Genomic DNA, 15,232 nt, shown 5'->3' with positions numbered 1-15,232 from the left:
CGCCGCGAAGGCAGAGACTTTCGGGAAACTCTCGCCACAAAGCGGAAGAGTTTGCGACCTTGGCTTCGTTGAAGAGTTGGTTGAAGGGATACTGGACCGATTGCCAATAACACGCTTGGCGGATATCACGCCCCTTGACTGCGTGGGCGCGCCGGTGTTCGCGGCGATTTCGCCGCTCGCAAGCGACTTGACGACCCATTTGGGGAAGGGGCCGGACCGGCGATCGGCGCGGATCAGCGCGATCATGGAGGCGGTAGAAAGGGTCGCGGCCGAGCGGATTGCTGCTCCCTCCCGCTGTGCGAGCTTCGAGCAGCTTCGCGCATCCGGTGTCAACGTCGCTGATCCTCTGGATTTCGATTTGCCGCCGCGGACCGCTTACCAAGCGAACCTGGAGTTCGAATGGGTCGAGGCCTGGGATCTATACGGTTCCCGGCCGATCTGGATCGCGGCCGACCTCGCTAGGACGCCGCCCAAGCAGGGAATATTGGATCATGTCGATACGAACGGACTGGCCGCAGCCGCTACCTATGCGGAGGCGCTGCGCCATGCGCTCCTGGAAGTGATAGAGCGAGACGCTGTGAGCCAGCATCAGTTCTTCGATCTGTTCGGGGATGACGGGCGCGTGCCACCCCACAAGGCGAGGATCGATCCGGACTCGATTCCAGAGTCCTGTAAGCGCTTCGTCTTGTCCGCGACCGAAGCCGGCATGGATGTCGTTCTTGAGGACCTGACCAGCGATCTGGAAATCCCGGTTGTCGGCTGCATGCTGGTCGATCGCGCCTTCCTGACCGAGCATGGCCCGATCACGCATGTCTTCGGTGGCTGGGGAGCCGACCCAGTTACAGAAACGGCCCTTCGGCGAGCGGTTACCGAAGCATTCCAGTCGCGTGTTGGCGTCATTCAGGGCGCAAGAGACACTTTCAACGGCCTGTCCGCAACGGCTCGGCCGTTCACGCTCTCGGCAAGACGGCATCTGCTCTGCAAGGCGCCGATGGTCCCGTTCTCTGCGCTTCGAAGCAGGGCGTTCGACGATCTGGAATCCGAAACTGACTATATTCTCGATCGGCTGGGATCGGTGGGCATCCGGCAAGCAATCGCCGTGGACATGAAACGCGACGATCTAGGCATTGCAGTCGTGAGGGTCAGGGTGCCTGGCCTCTCCGCCTTCGTCGCGGACCGCCATCGCGTCGGCTGGAGATGTGCGAGACACCTCTTGTGATGCATGAGCTGCCGCCGATCGTTTTCATTGGGCCAACGGCGCCGCGAGAGGATGTTCTCTCGGTTCTGCCCGACGCCCTGGTGGCGCGGCCCTGCCGGCGCGGTGACCTCTATCGCTACCGTATCCTCAAGCATTCCATTTTTCTCATAATCGATGGTGTCTTTGGCGGCTCACTCGCTGTTCCCCCGCGCGAGGTCATTGATGTCATGAAAGACGGAGCTGTCGTCATCGGAGCTTCGAGCATGGGCGCGCTGCGTTCCGCAGACTGTTACCCGGCTGGTGCGCTGGGGATTGGCATCGTCTACCGCCTATACCGGCGGCGCGCGATATCCTCCGAGGATGAAGTCGCCGTCACGTTCAGGGAGGATAGGCCCTATCCGTCGCTGACAGACCCGCTCATCAATATCCGTGTTGCATTGCGCCGAGCCGTGAACCTTGGTGTGATGACGACAGCCGACGGTGTTTCCATCGTTGCAGCTGCCAAATCAACGCATTACTCTCATCGCACATGGAGCGCGGCGTTCAAGGATGCCGGGGTCATACCTCCCATGGCGACGCAAGAGTTTCTCAAGGGGGCCGACGCAAAGCGGCAGGACGCGAAGCTGGCGTTTCGCAGGCTCGAAAAATGGTTGCGAACGGGGGCTTTGCGACCACAGCCGCCAAAATATGGGCCTGGACTGTTCGGATTGTTGGACGAAGGGCGCGAGCGTGGGCCTGACCCGCTCGACGGCACCAAAATAGATGCAATCCGAGATGATCTGGTGGCGTGGATCGTGGTTTCCGGATACATTCACCGCATGCATCTGCATGGACTTTCAACACAAGAAATCACCAGCAAGCTGACGGTCGAGCAGGCAAATACGCTCTGGGCCGCGATCGCCACTTCCTTCGACTTCGACGCCGCTCTTACAGGGTTCAACGTATTCAATCGAGCGGTGAGGGAGGCACGGCGACTCGGGATTTCACCTGAGGCGAGCGACCTTCAAGACGCCGAGCTGGAACTTGCGTGCGCCCACCAAGTCTCGTGTTGGAACGAGCTGGCGACCAGTGGGAGATTGTCGACGCCGGACTTGGCGAAGCAGCGGGACCTGCACGCCCTGACGAAAAGCTTGAGACGCATCCTCTTTCCGCCTGCAAGTGCTCAGGAACCTATGGAACACCAACCACAATGGGAACGCAACTAACCAGCAACGACGGCTTGCAGAGTGAAAGCGTCTGCATGCTGTTCACGGACATCGAGGGGTCGACAGGGCTCGTTGACAGATATGCCGATGTCTATCCATTGATGTTGTCGCGGCACCATGAGCTGCTCCGAAACGCCATCGAGTCGCATGGAGGAGAGGAAGTCGGGGTTGCCGGAGATTCCATCTTCGCGCTGTTCCCCGGCGCGGACCTGGGGGTTCGGGCAGCGATCGACGCCCAAATTGCAATCAGCAAGGAAAAATGGGCTAAGGGGTGCGAGCCCAAAGTGCGAATGGGTTTGCACGCTGGCACGGTGCAGCGGCATGAATCCGCGATCGTGGGCATAGAAGTACATCGCGCGGCTCGAATAAGTGCAGTTGCGCACGGTGGGCAGATTGTGATTTCGCATGCCGTCCGTGATGATATCTCTCAAAGTGCAATTCAGCCGGGCATGCACATCCGCGACCTTGGCTTCCACCGCCTGAAAGATCTGCGCTATCCGGAAGCGCTGTTCGACCTGGTGGTTCCAGGACTGCCCAGCGATTTTGCGCCCATCTCGTCGATGGGTGCAAACAGGACGAATCTCGCTCTCGAGCCGGAGGCATTCTTCGGAAGGGACGCGGACGTCGAGAAGGTCCGGCGACTTATCCTCGAAAGCGGGCGCAGATTGGTCACACTCACCGGCACGGGCGGTTCTGGAAAGACGTCTCTTTCGCTCGTGGTTGGCAGGTCACTGATACAATCCTTCGCTCGTGGCGTATTCTTTGCCCAGCTCGGCAACATCCACAGTGCAGATTTGATTCCGTCTGCGATATGCCAGACGTTAGGCATACAGGAAGTAGCTGGACTTTCTGCGATCGAGTCCCTGCGCAACTCGATCGGCGATGCGCACTTGTTGTTGATTCTTGACACGTTCGAGCACGTCATTGCCGGTGCCCCGACCGTGACGTCGTTGATGAAGGAATGTCCCCATCTTGCTTTCATTGTCACCAGCCGGGAGACCTTGGGCGTTCGAGGTGAGACGGAAGTTGTCGTGGGACCGCTGCCTCTCCCCGATGAAAGGGCCCCTTTCGACGAGGTTTCGCAGAACCCCTGTGTACGGCTCTTCGTCGACCTGGCCCAGCGAGAACGTCCAGAGTTTAGGCTAACGCCCGACGTTGCCCGTGAGATTGTTCAAATCTGTCGGCGCCTCGACGGTTTGCCCTTGGCGATCGAGCTCGCTGCTTCGCACATACGCGTGCTGGATCCGGCCGCACTCTCGCGGCGGCTTGTCAGAGGTCTGCACAGCCTCAAGCACAAGGTGAGAGATGTCGACCCACGCCACCGCACCTTGCGGGCGGCCATTCAATGGAGTGAGGATCTTCTGACGAAGGATGAGCGCGAGGCGTTCCGGAAGCTGTCTGTCTTTGTGGGTGGGTTTGACGTGGCGGCGGCAGAATATGTGATGGCTCCATGGTGCAACGGTGATGAGGCCGTCGAACACTTGGAGTCTCTTCTAGCAAAGAACCTGGTGTATCAGAATGTGACGCTCGGGAAGCCAAGGCTCCACTTGCTCGACACCATTCGAGAGTACGCCAGCCAAGGCCTGAGCCAGTCGGGTTCGTTGCAGAATTGTCAGGCGCAGCATGCCCGCTACTTTGCCGCCCTCGTCGCGGACGATGCTCCGAACGTGATGCGGCACAATCAACGGGATTGCGTCGAACGGCTTTTCCAGGAGACCGGCAACATAAGAGCTGCTCTTGAATGGCTGATGAAGCAGTCAGACGCGGACGGGACGGCCAAGCTATTTTGCGCGCTGAAGTGGTTCTGGATCTCCCGTGGCCAATTCTCTGAAGCGAAGCGGTGGTCGAAAGTAGCTGTGGCGCAGGCTCGGCACGTAGGAGAGGCAGGTCCGCTCGCCGAGATATTGGATGCAGCAGGTTGGATCAGCTACATGTCGGGCGATCCTGCAAGGGCTCACGAATTGTCCAATGAAAGCCATAGGCTCTGTCTGGAGCTTGGCAATCAAGCCGGTGCAGCGAGTTCCGGCATTATTTTGGGCATTGCCAAGGTGACGTTGGGAGAAGATCTGGAAACCGGTCTCGAACTGATAAGCGGGTCGCTGGAACTCTTCAGGGCCTTGGGCGACGACTACGGGGCCGTGGTGGCGTTGATCGCTTTCGGCGAAGGGGCCCGTTCAGAAGGCGACGAGAAGACGGCCGAGAAATACTATCAGGAAGCTCTTTCCCTGCTGGAAGGTCTCGGGGATACCTACTGGCCAGGTCATTTGTTGCAGAACCTGGCTCATTTCAGGCTGCACGAAGGAGACTGGAAAGAGGCAGCCAGGTTGGCCCGCGACGCCTTGGCCATCAGCGAGAGGTACGACTACCCGGTGGTTGTCAACCTGGCGACTGCCGCTGTCAGCGGGGTATTCCTGGCAAAGGGAGCCGCCAAGGAAGCTGCCTGGATCATCGGTGCCATCCAGGCGCGTTTAACGCGATTTGGGGCCCGGTTCGAGCCGACCGACAACGCCGATTTTCAGAAGATTATATCGGTGACCCGCGAAACACTTGGTGAAGAGCAATTTGCATCCTGTGTTTCGAAGGGGTCGAGCGCTTCGTGGGAGGATATTCTAGCTCTCGCCCGGTCGTGCAGCTAGTCGGCCTCGAACACGCTGATCTCGGCGGGTTGGCCGGCGTGATCGGTCCCAAGGCACGGCGCCCTCGCAAGACGACAGTCTGCAAGCAGAACAGCGCGTTAGGACAGGGCTAACCGGGGCGTTTGCTGAAGGCGTTAGTAAACTTCACCTCGCCATCGCCGCCGACCGCTTCGGCGAATACCACGTCCAAATAGTCGTCCGTGACATGCACCACGGCAAAGCCGCCCATGAACGCGGCTTTCGGCTTGAAGAGATCCAATCCGCTGTGCTGATCGACCATGGCGGTTTCGTGCTGATGGCCGTGGAAAATGCCGATGACATTGTATTGCGCGAGAAGCGACTGCAGCGCCTGGCGCTCTGCATCGCTCCACCAGTGCGGCGTGCCGGACCCGTCGTCGTCGAAAGTCCGCCTGACGGGATCCCATCGTTCCGTCGAGAATTGGTCCCAGCCGTAATGTTGGAACAGCACGACTGGCCTGCCATCGGCAGCGTAGGTGGCGAGGTCGTTCTTGAGCCAGGGCAGCCCGCTGATTGCGCCTTTCGTGGTGTCACCCGCGAAGCGTGCGCCTGGACAAGATGGAGTCCGCCCCAGTCCCACGAGTAACTGTCGGACGCTACATCGTAATTTAACACCGGTACTGGCGGCTTGAAAAATACCGTCGTGCGGTGATTGAGTTCGACATAATCCCGCAGTTCTCGCCGATACCAATCGACATGAGGCGGTGGACCGTCTTAATCTAGGTCGTGATTTCCAAGACCGGTGTAAACCGGATCGGGACCGATACCCTGCTGGTAGCGCTGGCTGAACTGGCGAAGCTGTGATCCCTCGCCGGGCGTCGCGACCTGACCGCCCCCGTCATCGGTCATGTCGCCGCCGATGATCACGCCGAGCGGCTCCGCGATCTTGTGCCCCGCACCCGCAAGTCGCGTCGCGGCCCCGTCAATTCGGCTTGGCCAACTCTCGCCGGAAATGCGATTGATGACAGCGATGTGACGGAGGAGGCTTGCGTCGGTCTTGCCCTCATTCGCGCAATTGGGGTTCAGGCCGCTGGCCATGCGGCAGGCATGCACGTCACTGGTAAAGATGAATGTTGCGTCGGTTCGGGGCCGTTGTGGCGCAGCCTGGCCCAACGAGGCATTGGGGAACATGGCTGCTGCGCCAAGGCCGAGCAATTGCATCACGACGGCGCGTCTGGATGGAGGATAATGTCCGTCGCCGCATTGGTTCATTGTTTATCGTTCCGACTTACGAGTTAAATCGCATTGGGTTGAAGCGAAGCGACGTGAATTTGTGCCAGCCCTCATTTGGTCACATCTACGGGAGCCTGCGACGACTCGTGCCCAGTGTATCCAGCAGCTTTCCTCAAGCCCACTCAAATACAGCAGTCTGTCCTTGCAGGCGGCCGGACCTCCGGAAGGGCGCCGAGATCGCTCTTGATCTGCGCCGTATCCACCTCCTTGAGAGTGGATCCGGGCTCAGCGCGATCGTCCGGATTGGAGAAATGTCGTGACCGGAAGTGGCGCGACCGAGCCGGCCGGGCATCGGCTCGATACCGCGATGGAGCGTTCTACGTCTCAATCGGGTCAGTCAGGGGCCTCGGACCTACCGGATCGAATGTCCGCTATCGCTTTTTTGGACGCCAGAAACTGCCGGTCGGCAAACGGCCCCTAGGCTGCCGAGCAGCGATGCGCCCACATGTTGGCTGTACAGCGGGCGTTTGCGTTGCATCCGAAAGCGGTCGTTCATTCCTTACCTTCTACAATCGTTTTTGGCGGTGAAGCCGTTTCTGGCTGGACGCGGTGGCGAGAACGTATGCAGCCTCGGATCATGGTGGGAAGGGAGCGAGAGGATTCATGCCGACGACGATGTGTGATCTTGCGAAGACGCTGCCGCTGCTGATTGGCCGTCTCCTAGACCGAGAGGCGAAGCTCAAGCGGGGACGGTTCCGCGAGGAGACGATGACCGACATCTTCACGGGCGCACTCGCGGCATTCGCCGGACCCGAACTGGTCATTCAGTATCCGATTGAGGCCGTGACGGGCGGTGACCTCGATCTGCGCTTCTGGCACATAGCGACCGGTCGCGAACTCCAATTGAGGATTCAAGCCAAGCGCCTAAGCGCCGCCTTCAACTCCAAGAAGGCTGTGAACATCGCGCACCGGTCCTACCACGAATTGTTGCACAAGCCGCCGCGCTCAGCGAAGTTCCAGTTTGAGACGCTCGTTGACGCACCGCCGCCTTGGGTGCCGCTGTACATGTTTTACAATCACCAGTCGGCTGCGGATGACCCCTACTTCGCGGGGGTCGGACCGACGGTGAGCGGAGTGAACCTTGCGTTTGCCGCTGATGTCGTGAAGGAGTTGAAGCTTAAGCTCAACGCGGCGAAAGCCAAGCCGAAGTCAGTCAAGCACCACAAGCGCCTAAGCCATCTTCGCGAGCACCTGTTCGGTCTAGAGGCAATCCCATGCCCGGGCGGCGATTGGGAGGGAGCGGGCGTGCCGCCGCCGGACGTGGTCTCCGCCTCACTTCGCGAGCGCTGGGCGGCGCGCGGCGAGGGAACTGCGCGGCCGAAGGGCGAGGATATCATCCTGCGCATCCCGTCAGAACCGTTGGAGATGCTTCCTGACGGGCGCTTCGGACGACGCATTCCCGACGGTCCCCCCATAAGAGTGGACCGGACGGTGGAACGCCCGGTAGTCACCTTCATCTCTGGCCGAACCGGCGACGATCGCACGCCTATCATCACCGAAGAGTCCGAAAGATGGTCGCGTTGATTTCGGGGCGCGTTTTGACTGATCGCTTCATCATTGATCTGCCCAACAGCGGACGGCGCGATAAGCCATCAGTGGTATCGACCGAGCGCCATTCTGCCGTTTAGGGTTGTTGCAGGTAATCCCGGATGCTGCGGTTCGTTCAACAGGCGGCTACCCGCCTCTGGTCGTCAACGGAATGGCTGCTTGTTGGTAACTTCGTCCCGATAGCGGACAAGCAGCTTTCGGCCCATTCCAGACATTTGAAGTTCGACACCGCTACTAGGCCGAAGCGGCTGCCCAATTTGGTCACCGGTTGGTTTGCTTTCTGTGTTCTCCGCACGGCGGCCTTGCACCAAACGACCCCCAGCTTTCGAGCCGGAAAACCCTGTGATTTCAATGGGGTAAAGCTAGGGAGTAAAAAGGCGCACTCCCCAGCTTTGGAGAATATGGGCTGACAGAGAGCAAAAAAGGCACCTTCACTACCAGCAACAGTCCCCAGCTTTCGGCCGAAAGCCAGCAGTTCTGCGGGGTTTCTGAGCCGCCAAGTCTACGCAGAGAACGTTCTGGGAGAATTGAGTGGTAGAGGGAGAGCACCTGAAATCCAACCTTCTCCACCCCGACTCGCAACCGGCCCCTTCACGTTGCCGCCATGCACCACGCCCACGGCGAAGCCGCGAATCTTCCTTGACCTTCTTAACGATGTCCGGCAGGGCGGCCACCGCCTTCTCGACGCTCCGACACTGCCAACAGCCCCACCTACAAAAGCCGGCCTAAGTTTTTTAACGGAGGCGGGGAACATGGATGCTGCCTCGCGGTTGGACCCCGGAAAGCCAATTCGCAGCCTGAAGGAAAGCGGCCGAGGTCGCTCTCATGACGCCGCGAACCGGGCCTACGGAGATTAAGCATGCGAGCGCTGGTTTGGCATGGAAAAGAAGACATACGTTGCGATGAGGTTACCGATCCCGAAATCGAGGACCCGCGCGACGTCATCGTCAAGGTGACGAGCTGCGCGATCTGCGGCTCGGACCTGCATCTCTATCACAACCTCATTCCGGCAATTCTGCCAGGCGACATTATGGGCCACGAAATGATGGGTGAGGTGGTGGAAGTTGGATCCGGGGTAAACGGCGCGCTTAGGAAGGGAGACCGCATCGTCGTTCCCTTCACCATCATTTGCGGGGAATGTGACCAGTGCAAGCGCCGGAACTTTTCGGTCTGCGAACGTACCAACCGCAACAAGAACATCGCCGACAAGGCGTTCGGTCACACGACGGCTGGGCTGTTTGGGTATACCCATCTGACCGGCGGTTACCCGGGCGGACAAGCCGAGTATGTTCGCGTACCATTTGCCGATGCAACGCACATCAAGGTACCGGTCGGGCTCTCCGATGAGCAGTTCCTCTTCCTTGGCGACATATTGCCAACTGGCTGGCAGGCTGCTGTCCAGTGCGAAATCGAGCCCTCCGATACCGTCGCGATCTGGGGCTGTGGCCCGGTGGGGCAGATGGCAATCCGCAGCGCCATTCTTCTCGGTGCCAAGCAGGTCGTGGGCATAGATTGCCTGCCCGAACGCCTTTCCATGGCCGGAGCGGGCGGCGCGATCACCATCAACTTCCTGGAGGAGAGCGTTGTTGAAAGGCTGAACGAGCTTACAGGCGGCAAGGGGCCAGATAAATGCATCGACGCCATCGGGATGGAAAGTCACGTGTCTTTTCGTCAACCAGACACCGTTTATGACCGCGCGAAGCAGATGATGCTGATGGAGAGCGATCGGCCCCACGTGCTGCGTGAAATGATCTATGTCTGCAGGCCAGCCGGCGTCATCTCAATCGCGGGCGTGTACAGTGGGTTCGTCGACAAGATCCCGATGGGCCAAGCCATGAACAAAGGCCTGACCTTCAGGATGGGCCAGACCCATGTGAACCGCTGGACCGACGACCTACTGCGCCGCATCGAAGAAGGTCAGATCGACCCGTCGTTTGTCATCACCCACACTGCCGGGCTCGAACAAGGACCCGAGATGTACAAGATCTTTCGCGACAAGCAGGACAGTTGCGTCAAAGTCGTACTGAAGCCATAGCATCAGTGTCATGAACATGCTTAGCAAATTCGGCAATCTCAGCAGACGGCCAAGCGACCCAAAGGTCGTAAAATCTGGCCCGAAGGCGCTCGCGCCCTCCGATATGGTAGCGCGCAAACTCGGATGGTTTAGCATTGCGCTGGGCATGGTCGAACTCATAGCCTCCAAGCGCATCGCCCGCGCACTCGGCATACCTCGTAAGGAAGGCGTGATCCGCGCCTATGGAGCGCGTGAACTCAGCAGCGGCATTCTGTCCTTGTCGGCAGACAGACAGTCCGGGGTTTGGAGCCGTGTGGCCGGTGATGGGCTCGACATCGGAACACTCCTATGGGCGTTCCGGCATGACAATCCAAAACGTGACAACGTCGGACTTGCATTGGTGCTCGTTGCCGGTGTGACACTCATCGATTTATTGACGGCGCAAAAGGTAAGCGCGCGGCACGCTCGAGGCCGCCGGCAACCGCAGGATTTTAGTAACCGCAGCGGCTTCCCACGGGGTCTTCAAGCTGTGCGGGGCCTTGCACGAAAAGACATGTCGTCACCTGCCAGCCAGAATTGAGCGGTGACTAACTGGCGGGAACCTGATCCTCCTTCTCTCGTGATTGCCGCCGATACACACGGCGCCGATTGGCGCTGCTCCAGGCGACCAAGGCATTTGCCGCATGCCCGAGCCTGCCGCGGGTGCACCGTTCCCGATGGCAAGTTCCGGCTAAAGCTGCAGATAGGCAAGGTGACGCGTGATGCTGTGTGCCCCGTCGCCACATCCTGCGTTACGGTCAGCCGCGAGCAGTCTATTCTGGTCGACCAAGTCCTTTCTTTGTAGCGAGTTTTTGCTTTTCTTTCAGCAGCCGAACGATCGCGTCGACGGGCGGCGCAAGGGCTGCTGGCGACTTGCTGTTCGAGCGCCACAAGTATTCAAAGAAGGTTCTCAGTATGCGCATTGTCGTTACCTCCTGGACCACCAAACTCGGCTTGGGCGTTGTTGTTCCTGAACGGCAGGCTAAGCGCCGCTGTCCGAAGGCAAACTCATCCGTGGCAAGCAGGCACGGCTGGAGTCTGGACGGGATAGAAATCCTGGAACTCGTCCTCCAGAACTCAGCCGTGATCGCTCTCGGTTACAGACGCTCGTCCGTTCTTCCGACCTGGCATTCGGGGAGACGGTAGGCGGCTTGGCTGAAATCGAGCGAGGGCGGGTTCTGGCGGTGGGCTTGTATTCCGTGCGGGAACCTGGCCGAGCCAATGCGTTCGGGTCGTGCAGCACTTGCCCTAGTGCTGATCGGACGGCACCCTCTGATCAGGCCGAGTCCTTCCCATCCCCTCGGGCGCCGGTTTCATATTTCGTTTGGTGGCCAGTGGAGCGGCGCGGCTGAAGGCGCGGCGGGCCTTTCTTGTTTCCGTGTGGAACTTCGGCGCGGGCTGAAAGTTTCATTTGTGCAGCTGCGACATGGATGACTCCCGATGGGCCCGCGTCCTTTTTTCCCGAAGGGCGCGGGCTTTCTTTCGTGCACGGAACACCGGGGCGGGTTGCACGTTTCGCCGGCATCCAGCGAAATGGCCGCTTGCGCGCTGCCTCAATCCCTCGCATTCCAGGCCCGTGTAGGCGTGAGGCACTACTGAGGGGCGTTGCGGTTTGTTCGGTTACGTCGATGACGTCCAGGCACAGAGGATTGCCGATCGGGCCAAAGGAACAAACAGCACCCACTTTGGTTAAAGCTGCGCGTGCCACCAGACACGCGTTTCTCACATTCGGAGACGACGATGGCTATGAAAAATGAATCGCAGAGCAAGGCCAAGGGCCTCGAAGATCTTTTCCACGACGGACTGAAGGACGTCTACTACGCTGAGCGCAAAATCCTGGCTGCGCTGAAGAAGATGGCCAAGGGTGCCGAATCTGACCAACTGACCGCCGCATTCGAAAAGCACCGCGACGAGACGGAGGCTCAGATCGAACGGCTGCAGCAGGTCTTCGAGATTTTCGGCAAACGGGCACAAGGAAAGACATGTCCCGCGATCGACGGCATCATTGAGGAAGGACAGGAGATACTGGAGGAATTCAAGGAAGCTCCAGCTCTGGACGCTGGGCTTGTGGCGGCGGCGCAGGCGGTCGAACACTATGAGATCGCCCGCTATGGCACCCTGATTACCTGGGCCGGACTGCTCGGCCTAAAGGATGCCGTGCCACTGCTCGAGGAGACGCTCGAAGAGGAAAAGGCGACTGACGAAGCGCTGACGCAGCTTGGAGAGGCTAGCGTCAACAAGAGAGCGATGCAGGAAGCTGCCTAGCTAAACGGCGCTTCGAAAGCACGATCAATGAGCACGTCATGAACAATAGAGAGAACGCGCCTCCGGACGACGGCGGCGCGCCCTTGTCATAGGCTGCACCCAACTGGTGATTGGTCTTCACATGATGAAGCACCTGGCCCACGCCGCGCTTGTCGAAGTCCTGTCCGCACACTGGACAATCCTCGAAATGATCCGCCGCGGCTGGACCGGCTGGGCGTGGTCTTCGCCCGTCCAACCTGCGGCTTCGTTGGTTGTTGCCATTGTGATTTGGACTGGGGGCGCCGATCGGGGCACCAACTGGCTTACTTACAAGACGATAGGCTCGGCGAACATTACGAGCCGTGTGACAAGAGGATTGCCGCGCTGAGGTCACCCTCCCGCCGCCTTAATGCTCCGCGCGGCTTCCTCGATGGCCGCGCGATCATTGCCAAGCCTATCGATCAATTCTTGGGCCTGGTCACCGCCTATGCCCGTTCGCATTGCCAGGGCCTCAACGGTCATAGCGTCCGAGCTGGCGATCTCGCGAGTTTCCGGAAGAGCATCGTCTACGGTAAGGGCAGTGCGGCCTCTCGATCAATTTCGGCTTTAGCCTGGTGCCAGTGTCGCTCGTGATCGCCGTGTCTACTGCCTTCACGTTCCCAAATTGGTATGCGCGGTGTTGGTTTTTTTCGTGCCGTTCTTCGCCCATCTTGAGTCCTCCGTGCAGATTTGTCGTCAATGCGGGGCGCGACGGATGATCCGGCGCCAAACCCAGATTCGGACAAAGCAGATCTTCGCCGGGTTCAACGCATGAACGATGCCGATCGACGCGGACGCATCATCGGGCTTTTTGGTGTCCGGACCAAAAAGCGCGGAGGGAAAGCGGGGATCGCGCCAGTGCTTTGCGATGCCAGGTGAAACAAAGCAATGAGCGCGCGAAACAGTGAAGTTTGTTGACCGCTGGCGCGCGCGCCATCCGACCTGCTCTCTTGCTGAATTCCTACGCACCTGACCGGCTGCGAGGTCCGGCGTGCACCTCAGCATCGGAATCAATGTACGGGAATTACCAAGCCGTAGCCGCCTTGGAACGAATAATCCCGCTCGAACTTACTTTAGCGATCCAGGTCCCTCACTCGGATCACCGGTCACTCGATCGGATTGGCCCGCCCTCGTACAGGGGCGGGCCATTGTTTCCGGGCGACCTGACTGACAGGAGTGAACAACAATGTTTGCAGATGAGATTGCGGCAAGGCGTCTGAAAACCCTGATCGAGCACTATATGGAGACCAGGAAAAGGCGGCACGATGTGGTTTCAACATCGAGAGCTGAAACCGCCATACGGGAAGTCCTCCCCAATTGCCCTGCGTCCGGGAAAGCCCTTGACGACATGATCGCCGCCTGTGCCGTCGAGCATGGTCTCGGCGTGCTGTTCGACAGGTCAGAAATCACCGACAGCGTCAGCTGACCCGCTGGCCTGCACAGAGCGCTCAAGGCAGTCCAACACGCCGAATGTCCGGTTCATACATATCCCCGGTTGGTACGTTTCCGACACTATCCATGAGCCTCCATGCATCTAGATAGTCCATGGAGGTGGACTGAGCATGCCAAGATATTTTTTCCATATCCGGAACGAGGAGGGGCACCTCATGGAGGACCTCGAGGGGCAGGAATTTGCGGATTTGGCGCAGGCTGAGGAGAACGCGATGGCCTCCGCCAAGGAGATCCTGGCGGAAGGACTGCTCAGCGGGAAGCCAATGCTGACAGGCGCGATCTTTGAGATATGCGACGAAAAACACGCATTGGTGTTGCGATTTCCCTTCTCGGATGCCGCCAGAATGCCCGGTACCCGCCCTTAATGCTTAAAGTGATTGGCTTCGGGACTTTAGCACCCCACATGTAGTCTTATCGTTCGCACGTTGTCACGGGCGCGAACGGCTGGGAGATCAGAAAGCTCTTGCCCTACAGAGGGTGGAGTTATGTTTAACCAGCCCAATATTCCCTATCAAAATGCTTTATTGCGGCGACTTTCCCCTGGCGATCTGGCATCGATCGAACCCAACATGGAACGGGTAGCGCTGCCGATGCGGACCCAGCTTGAGTCGACGAAGTCCGTTATCGAACACGTGTATTTCCTGGAAGACGGCATCGCGTCGGTAGTCGCCAAACTACCTAAGGGCCGGGATACCGAGGTCGGCCTGATCGGCATGGAAGGCATGACCGGAGCCTTAGTGGCCCTAGGCGGCGATCGCGCCGCACATGACACCTATATGCAACTGGCGGGAAGCGGCTTGCGAGTTCCAGCCCCGGCACTGTCGTCTGCTCTGTCTGAGAGCACTACGCTGAAGGCTCTTCTGCTTCTCTATGTCCAGACCCTCTATATTCAGACCAGCTACACCGCCTTGGTAAACGCACGGTCGAAGTTGGACGAACGTTTGGCTCGCTGGCTTCTGATGTGCCACGATCGCGTCCGCACCGACCGGCTTGCAATCACCCACGAATTCATATCCGTCATGCTCGGTGTGCGGCGACCGGGTGTCACGGTTGCAATCCAGGAGCTTGAGGGCAGGGGCCTAATCAGAGCCACGCGGGGTGAGATCGTCATCAGGGATCGTGATGGTCTGTTCCAGTTGGCCGATGGCACCTACAGCGAGCCGGAGCGGGAATATGAGCGGTTGCTGGGGAAAACCGACTAGCCCCCATAATCGGCGGCTTCGGCGAAAGTCGCGGTAGCGACGAGCGCCACCGTCGTCGGCAATTCAACCGACGCATCGCGCATTAGCGTTCCCACAGCCTAATCCTTTCGCCATCATATTCTTCACGGCATAAATCGCTCCGCGAACCGGCACTTGCATGATCTGGGAGTTCGCTACCGAGGGAGCGGCATCTGAACCCTGCTTTGTCGTCCGTAGTGGGGAGGATAACCCACATCCTCCATAGGCCAGTTCGAAAGATGACGGCCATCTAACACCATCATTTGCGAAAGCGAAGTTGCGGGGAGATGCAAAGTAAGGCGCTACAGTTTGCGCTCGCCCGAACGCGACTGCTGGTGTGTGGCATCGGCCGATCCGCCCAGCGTGTCGGCGACCGTGGCACCTCG

General features: G+C 59.3%; 11 protein-coding genes and 2 pseudogenes. 10 read left to right on the top strand and 3 right to left on the bottom strand.

Annotated features, from left to right (window positions below; all coding sequences use genetic code 11):
* Positions 1 to 76 precede the first annotated feature (76 nt).
* From AC0L28_RS25845 to AC0L28_RS25835, 3 genes are read left to right on the top strand one after another with little or no spacing between them, the layout of a single operon-like run.
* The gene (locus tag AC0L28_RS25845; protein WP_128175809.1) at positions 77 to 1,219 is read left to right on the top strand and encodes a YcaO-like family protein; all 1,143 of its coding nucleotides are present in this window, start codon (positions 77 to 79) and stop codon (positions 1,217 to 1,219) included.
* Entirely contained in the window at positions 1,219 to 2,403 is a 1,185-nt protein-coding gene (locus AC0L28_RS25840) for a TfuA-like protein (protein WP_473481059.1), read from the top strand. The genes AC0L28_RS25845 and AC0L28_RS25840 overlap by 1 nt, the downstream gene beginning before the upstream one ends.
* On the top strand, positions 2,388 to 5,039 hold the full coding sequence (locus AC0L28_RS25835; protein WP_473481057.1) for an adenylate/guanylate cyclase domain-containing protein: 2,652 nt from the start codon (positions 2,388 to 2,390) through the stop codon (positions 5,037 to 5,039). The genes AC0L28_RS25840 and AC0L28_RS25835 overlap by 16 nt, the downstream gene beginning before the upstream one ends.
* A gap of 109 nt (positions 5,040 to 5,148) precedes the next feature.
* Here the strand turns inward: AC0L28_RS25835 and AC0L28_RS25830 are convergent.
* Positions 5,149 to 6,218, bottom strand: a pseudogene (locus AC0L28_RS25830) (metallophosphoesterase).
* 675 nt (positions 6,219 to 6,893) lie between these two features.
* On the opposite strand from AC0L28_RS25830, the gene AC0L28_RS25825 reads away from it, so the two are divergent.
* From AC0L28_RS25825 to AC0L28_RS25815, 3 genes are all read left to right on the top strand, one after another.
* Complete coding sequence (locus AC0L28_RS25825) at positions 6,894 to 7,814, top strand: DUF6615 family protein (protein WP_473481056.1); 921 nt, start codon at positions 6,894 to 6,896, stop codon at positions 7,812 to 7,814.
* 883 nt (positions 7,815 to 8,697) lie between these two features.
* Positions 8,698 to 9,873, top strand: a complete 1,176-nt coding sequence (locus AC0L28_RS25820) for a zinc-dependent alcohol dehydrogenase (protein WP_473481054.1) — start codon at positions 8,698 to 8,700, stop codon at positions 9,871 to 9,873.
* A gap of 10 nt (positions 9,874 to 9,883) precedes the next feature.
* Positions 9,884 to 10,432 (top strand): hypothetical protein, encoded by a 549-nt coding sequence (locus AC0L28_RS25815; RefSeq protein WP_473481053.1) that lies wholly within the window; start codon positions 9,884 to 9,886, stop codon positions 10,430 to 10,432.
* A 232-nt stretch (positions 10,433 to 10,664) separates the two neighbouring features.
* On the opposite strand, the gene AC0L28_RS25810 is transcribed toward AC0L28_RS25815, so the two are convergent.
* Positions 10,665 to 10,814 carry a hypothetical protein gene (locus tag AC0L28_RS25810; protein WP_156942635.1) on the bottom strand — a complete coding sequence of 50 codons (150 nt, stop codon included), beginning with the start codon at positions 10,812 to 10,814 and terminating at the stop codon, positions 10,665 to 10,667.
* Positions 10,815 to 11,631: 817 nt separating this feature from the next.
* Here AC0L28_RS25810 and AC0L28_RS25805 point away from each other — a divergent pair.
* Positions 11,632 to 12,156, top strand: coding sequence for a YciE/YciF ferroxidase family protein (locus tag AC0L28_RS25805; RefSeq protein ID WP_473481051.1), 525 nt, complete (start codon positions 11,632 to 11,634; stop codon positions 12,154 to 12,156).
* Positions 12,157 to 12,525: 369 nt separating this feature from the next.
* Here AC0L28_RS25805 and AC0L28_RS25800 read toward each other — a convergent pair.
* A pseudogene (locus AC0L28_RS25800) lies at positions 12,526 to 12,844 on the bottom strand (DUF2934 domain-containing protein).
* A 516-nt stretch (positions 12,845 to 13,360) separates the two neighbouring features.
* Here AC0L28_RS25800 and AC0L28_RS25795 point away from each other — a divergent pair.
* The 3 genes from AC0L28_RS25795 (at position 13,361) to AC0L28_RS25785 (ending at position 14,828) form a co-directional block, all read left to right on the top strand.
* Positions 13,361 to 13,600: a hypothetical protein gene (locus tag AC0L28_RS25795; RefSeq protein WP_473481049.1), complete on the top strand. Its 240-nt coding sequence runs from the start codon at positions 13,361 to 13,363 to the stop codon at positions 13,598 to 13,600.
* A gap of 136 nt (positions 13,601 to 13,736) precedes the next feature.
* A complete protein-coding gene (locus AC0L28_RS25790; protein ID WP_023804274.1) occupies positions 13,737 to 13,991 on the top strand; it encodes a DUF6894 family protein in 255 nt (84 codons plus the stop codon).
* 120 nt (positions 13,992 to 14,111) lie between these two features.
* On the top strand, positions 14,112 to 14,828 hold the full coding sequence (locus AC0L28_RS25785; RefSeq protein ID WP_023804275.1) for a Crp/Fnr family transcriptional regulator: 717 nt from the start codon (positions 14,112 to 14,114) through the stop codon (positions 14,826 to 14,828).
* The last annotated feature ends 404 nt before the right edge of the window (positions 14,829 to 15,232 follow it).

The sequence above is a fragment of the Mesorhizobium sp. WSM4847 genome (genome assembly GCF_055811335.1).
Note: the sequence above shows the minus strand (reverse complement) of the source record. Positions and strands in the feature narration are given on the sequence as shown.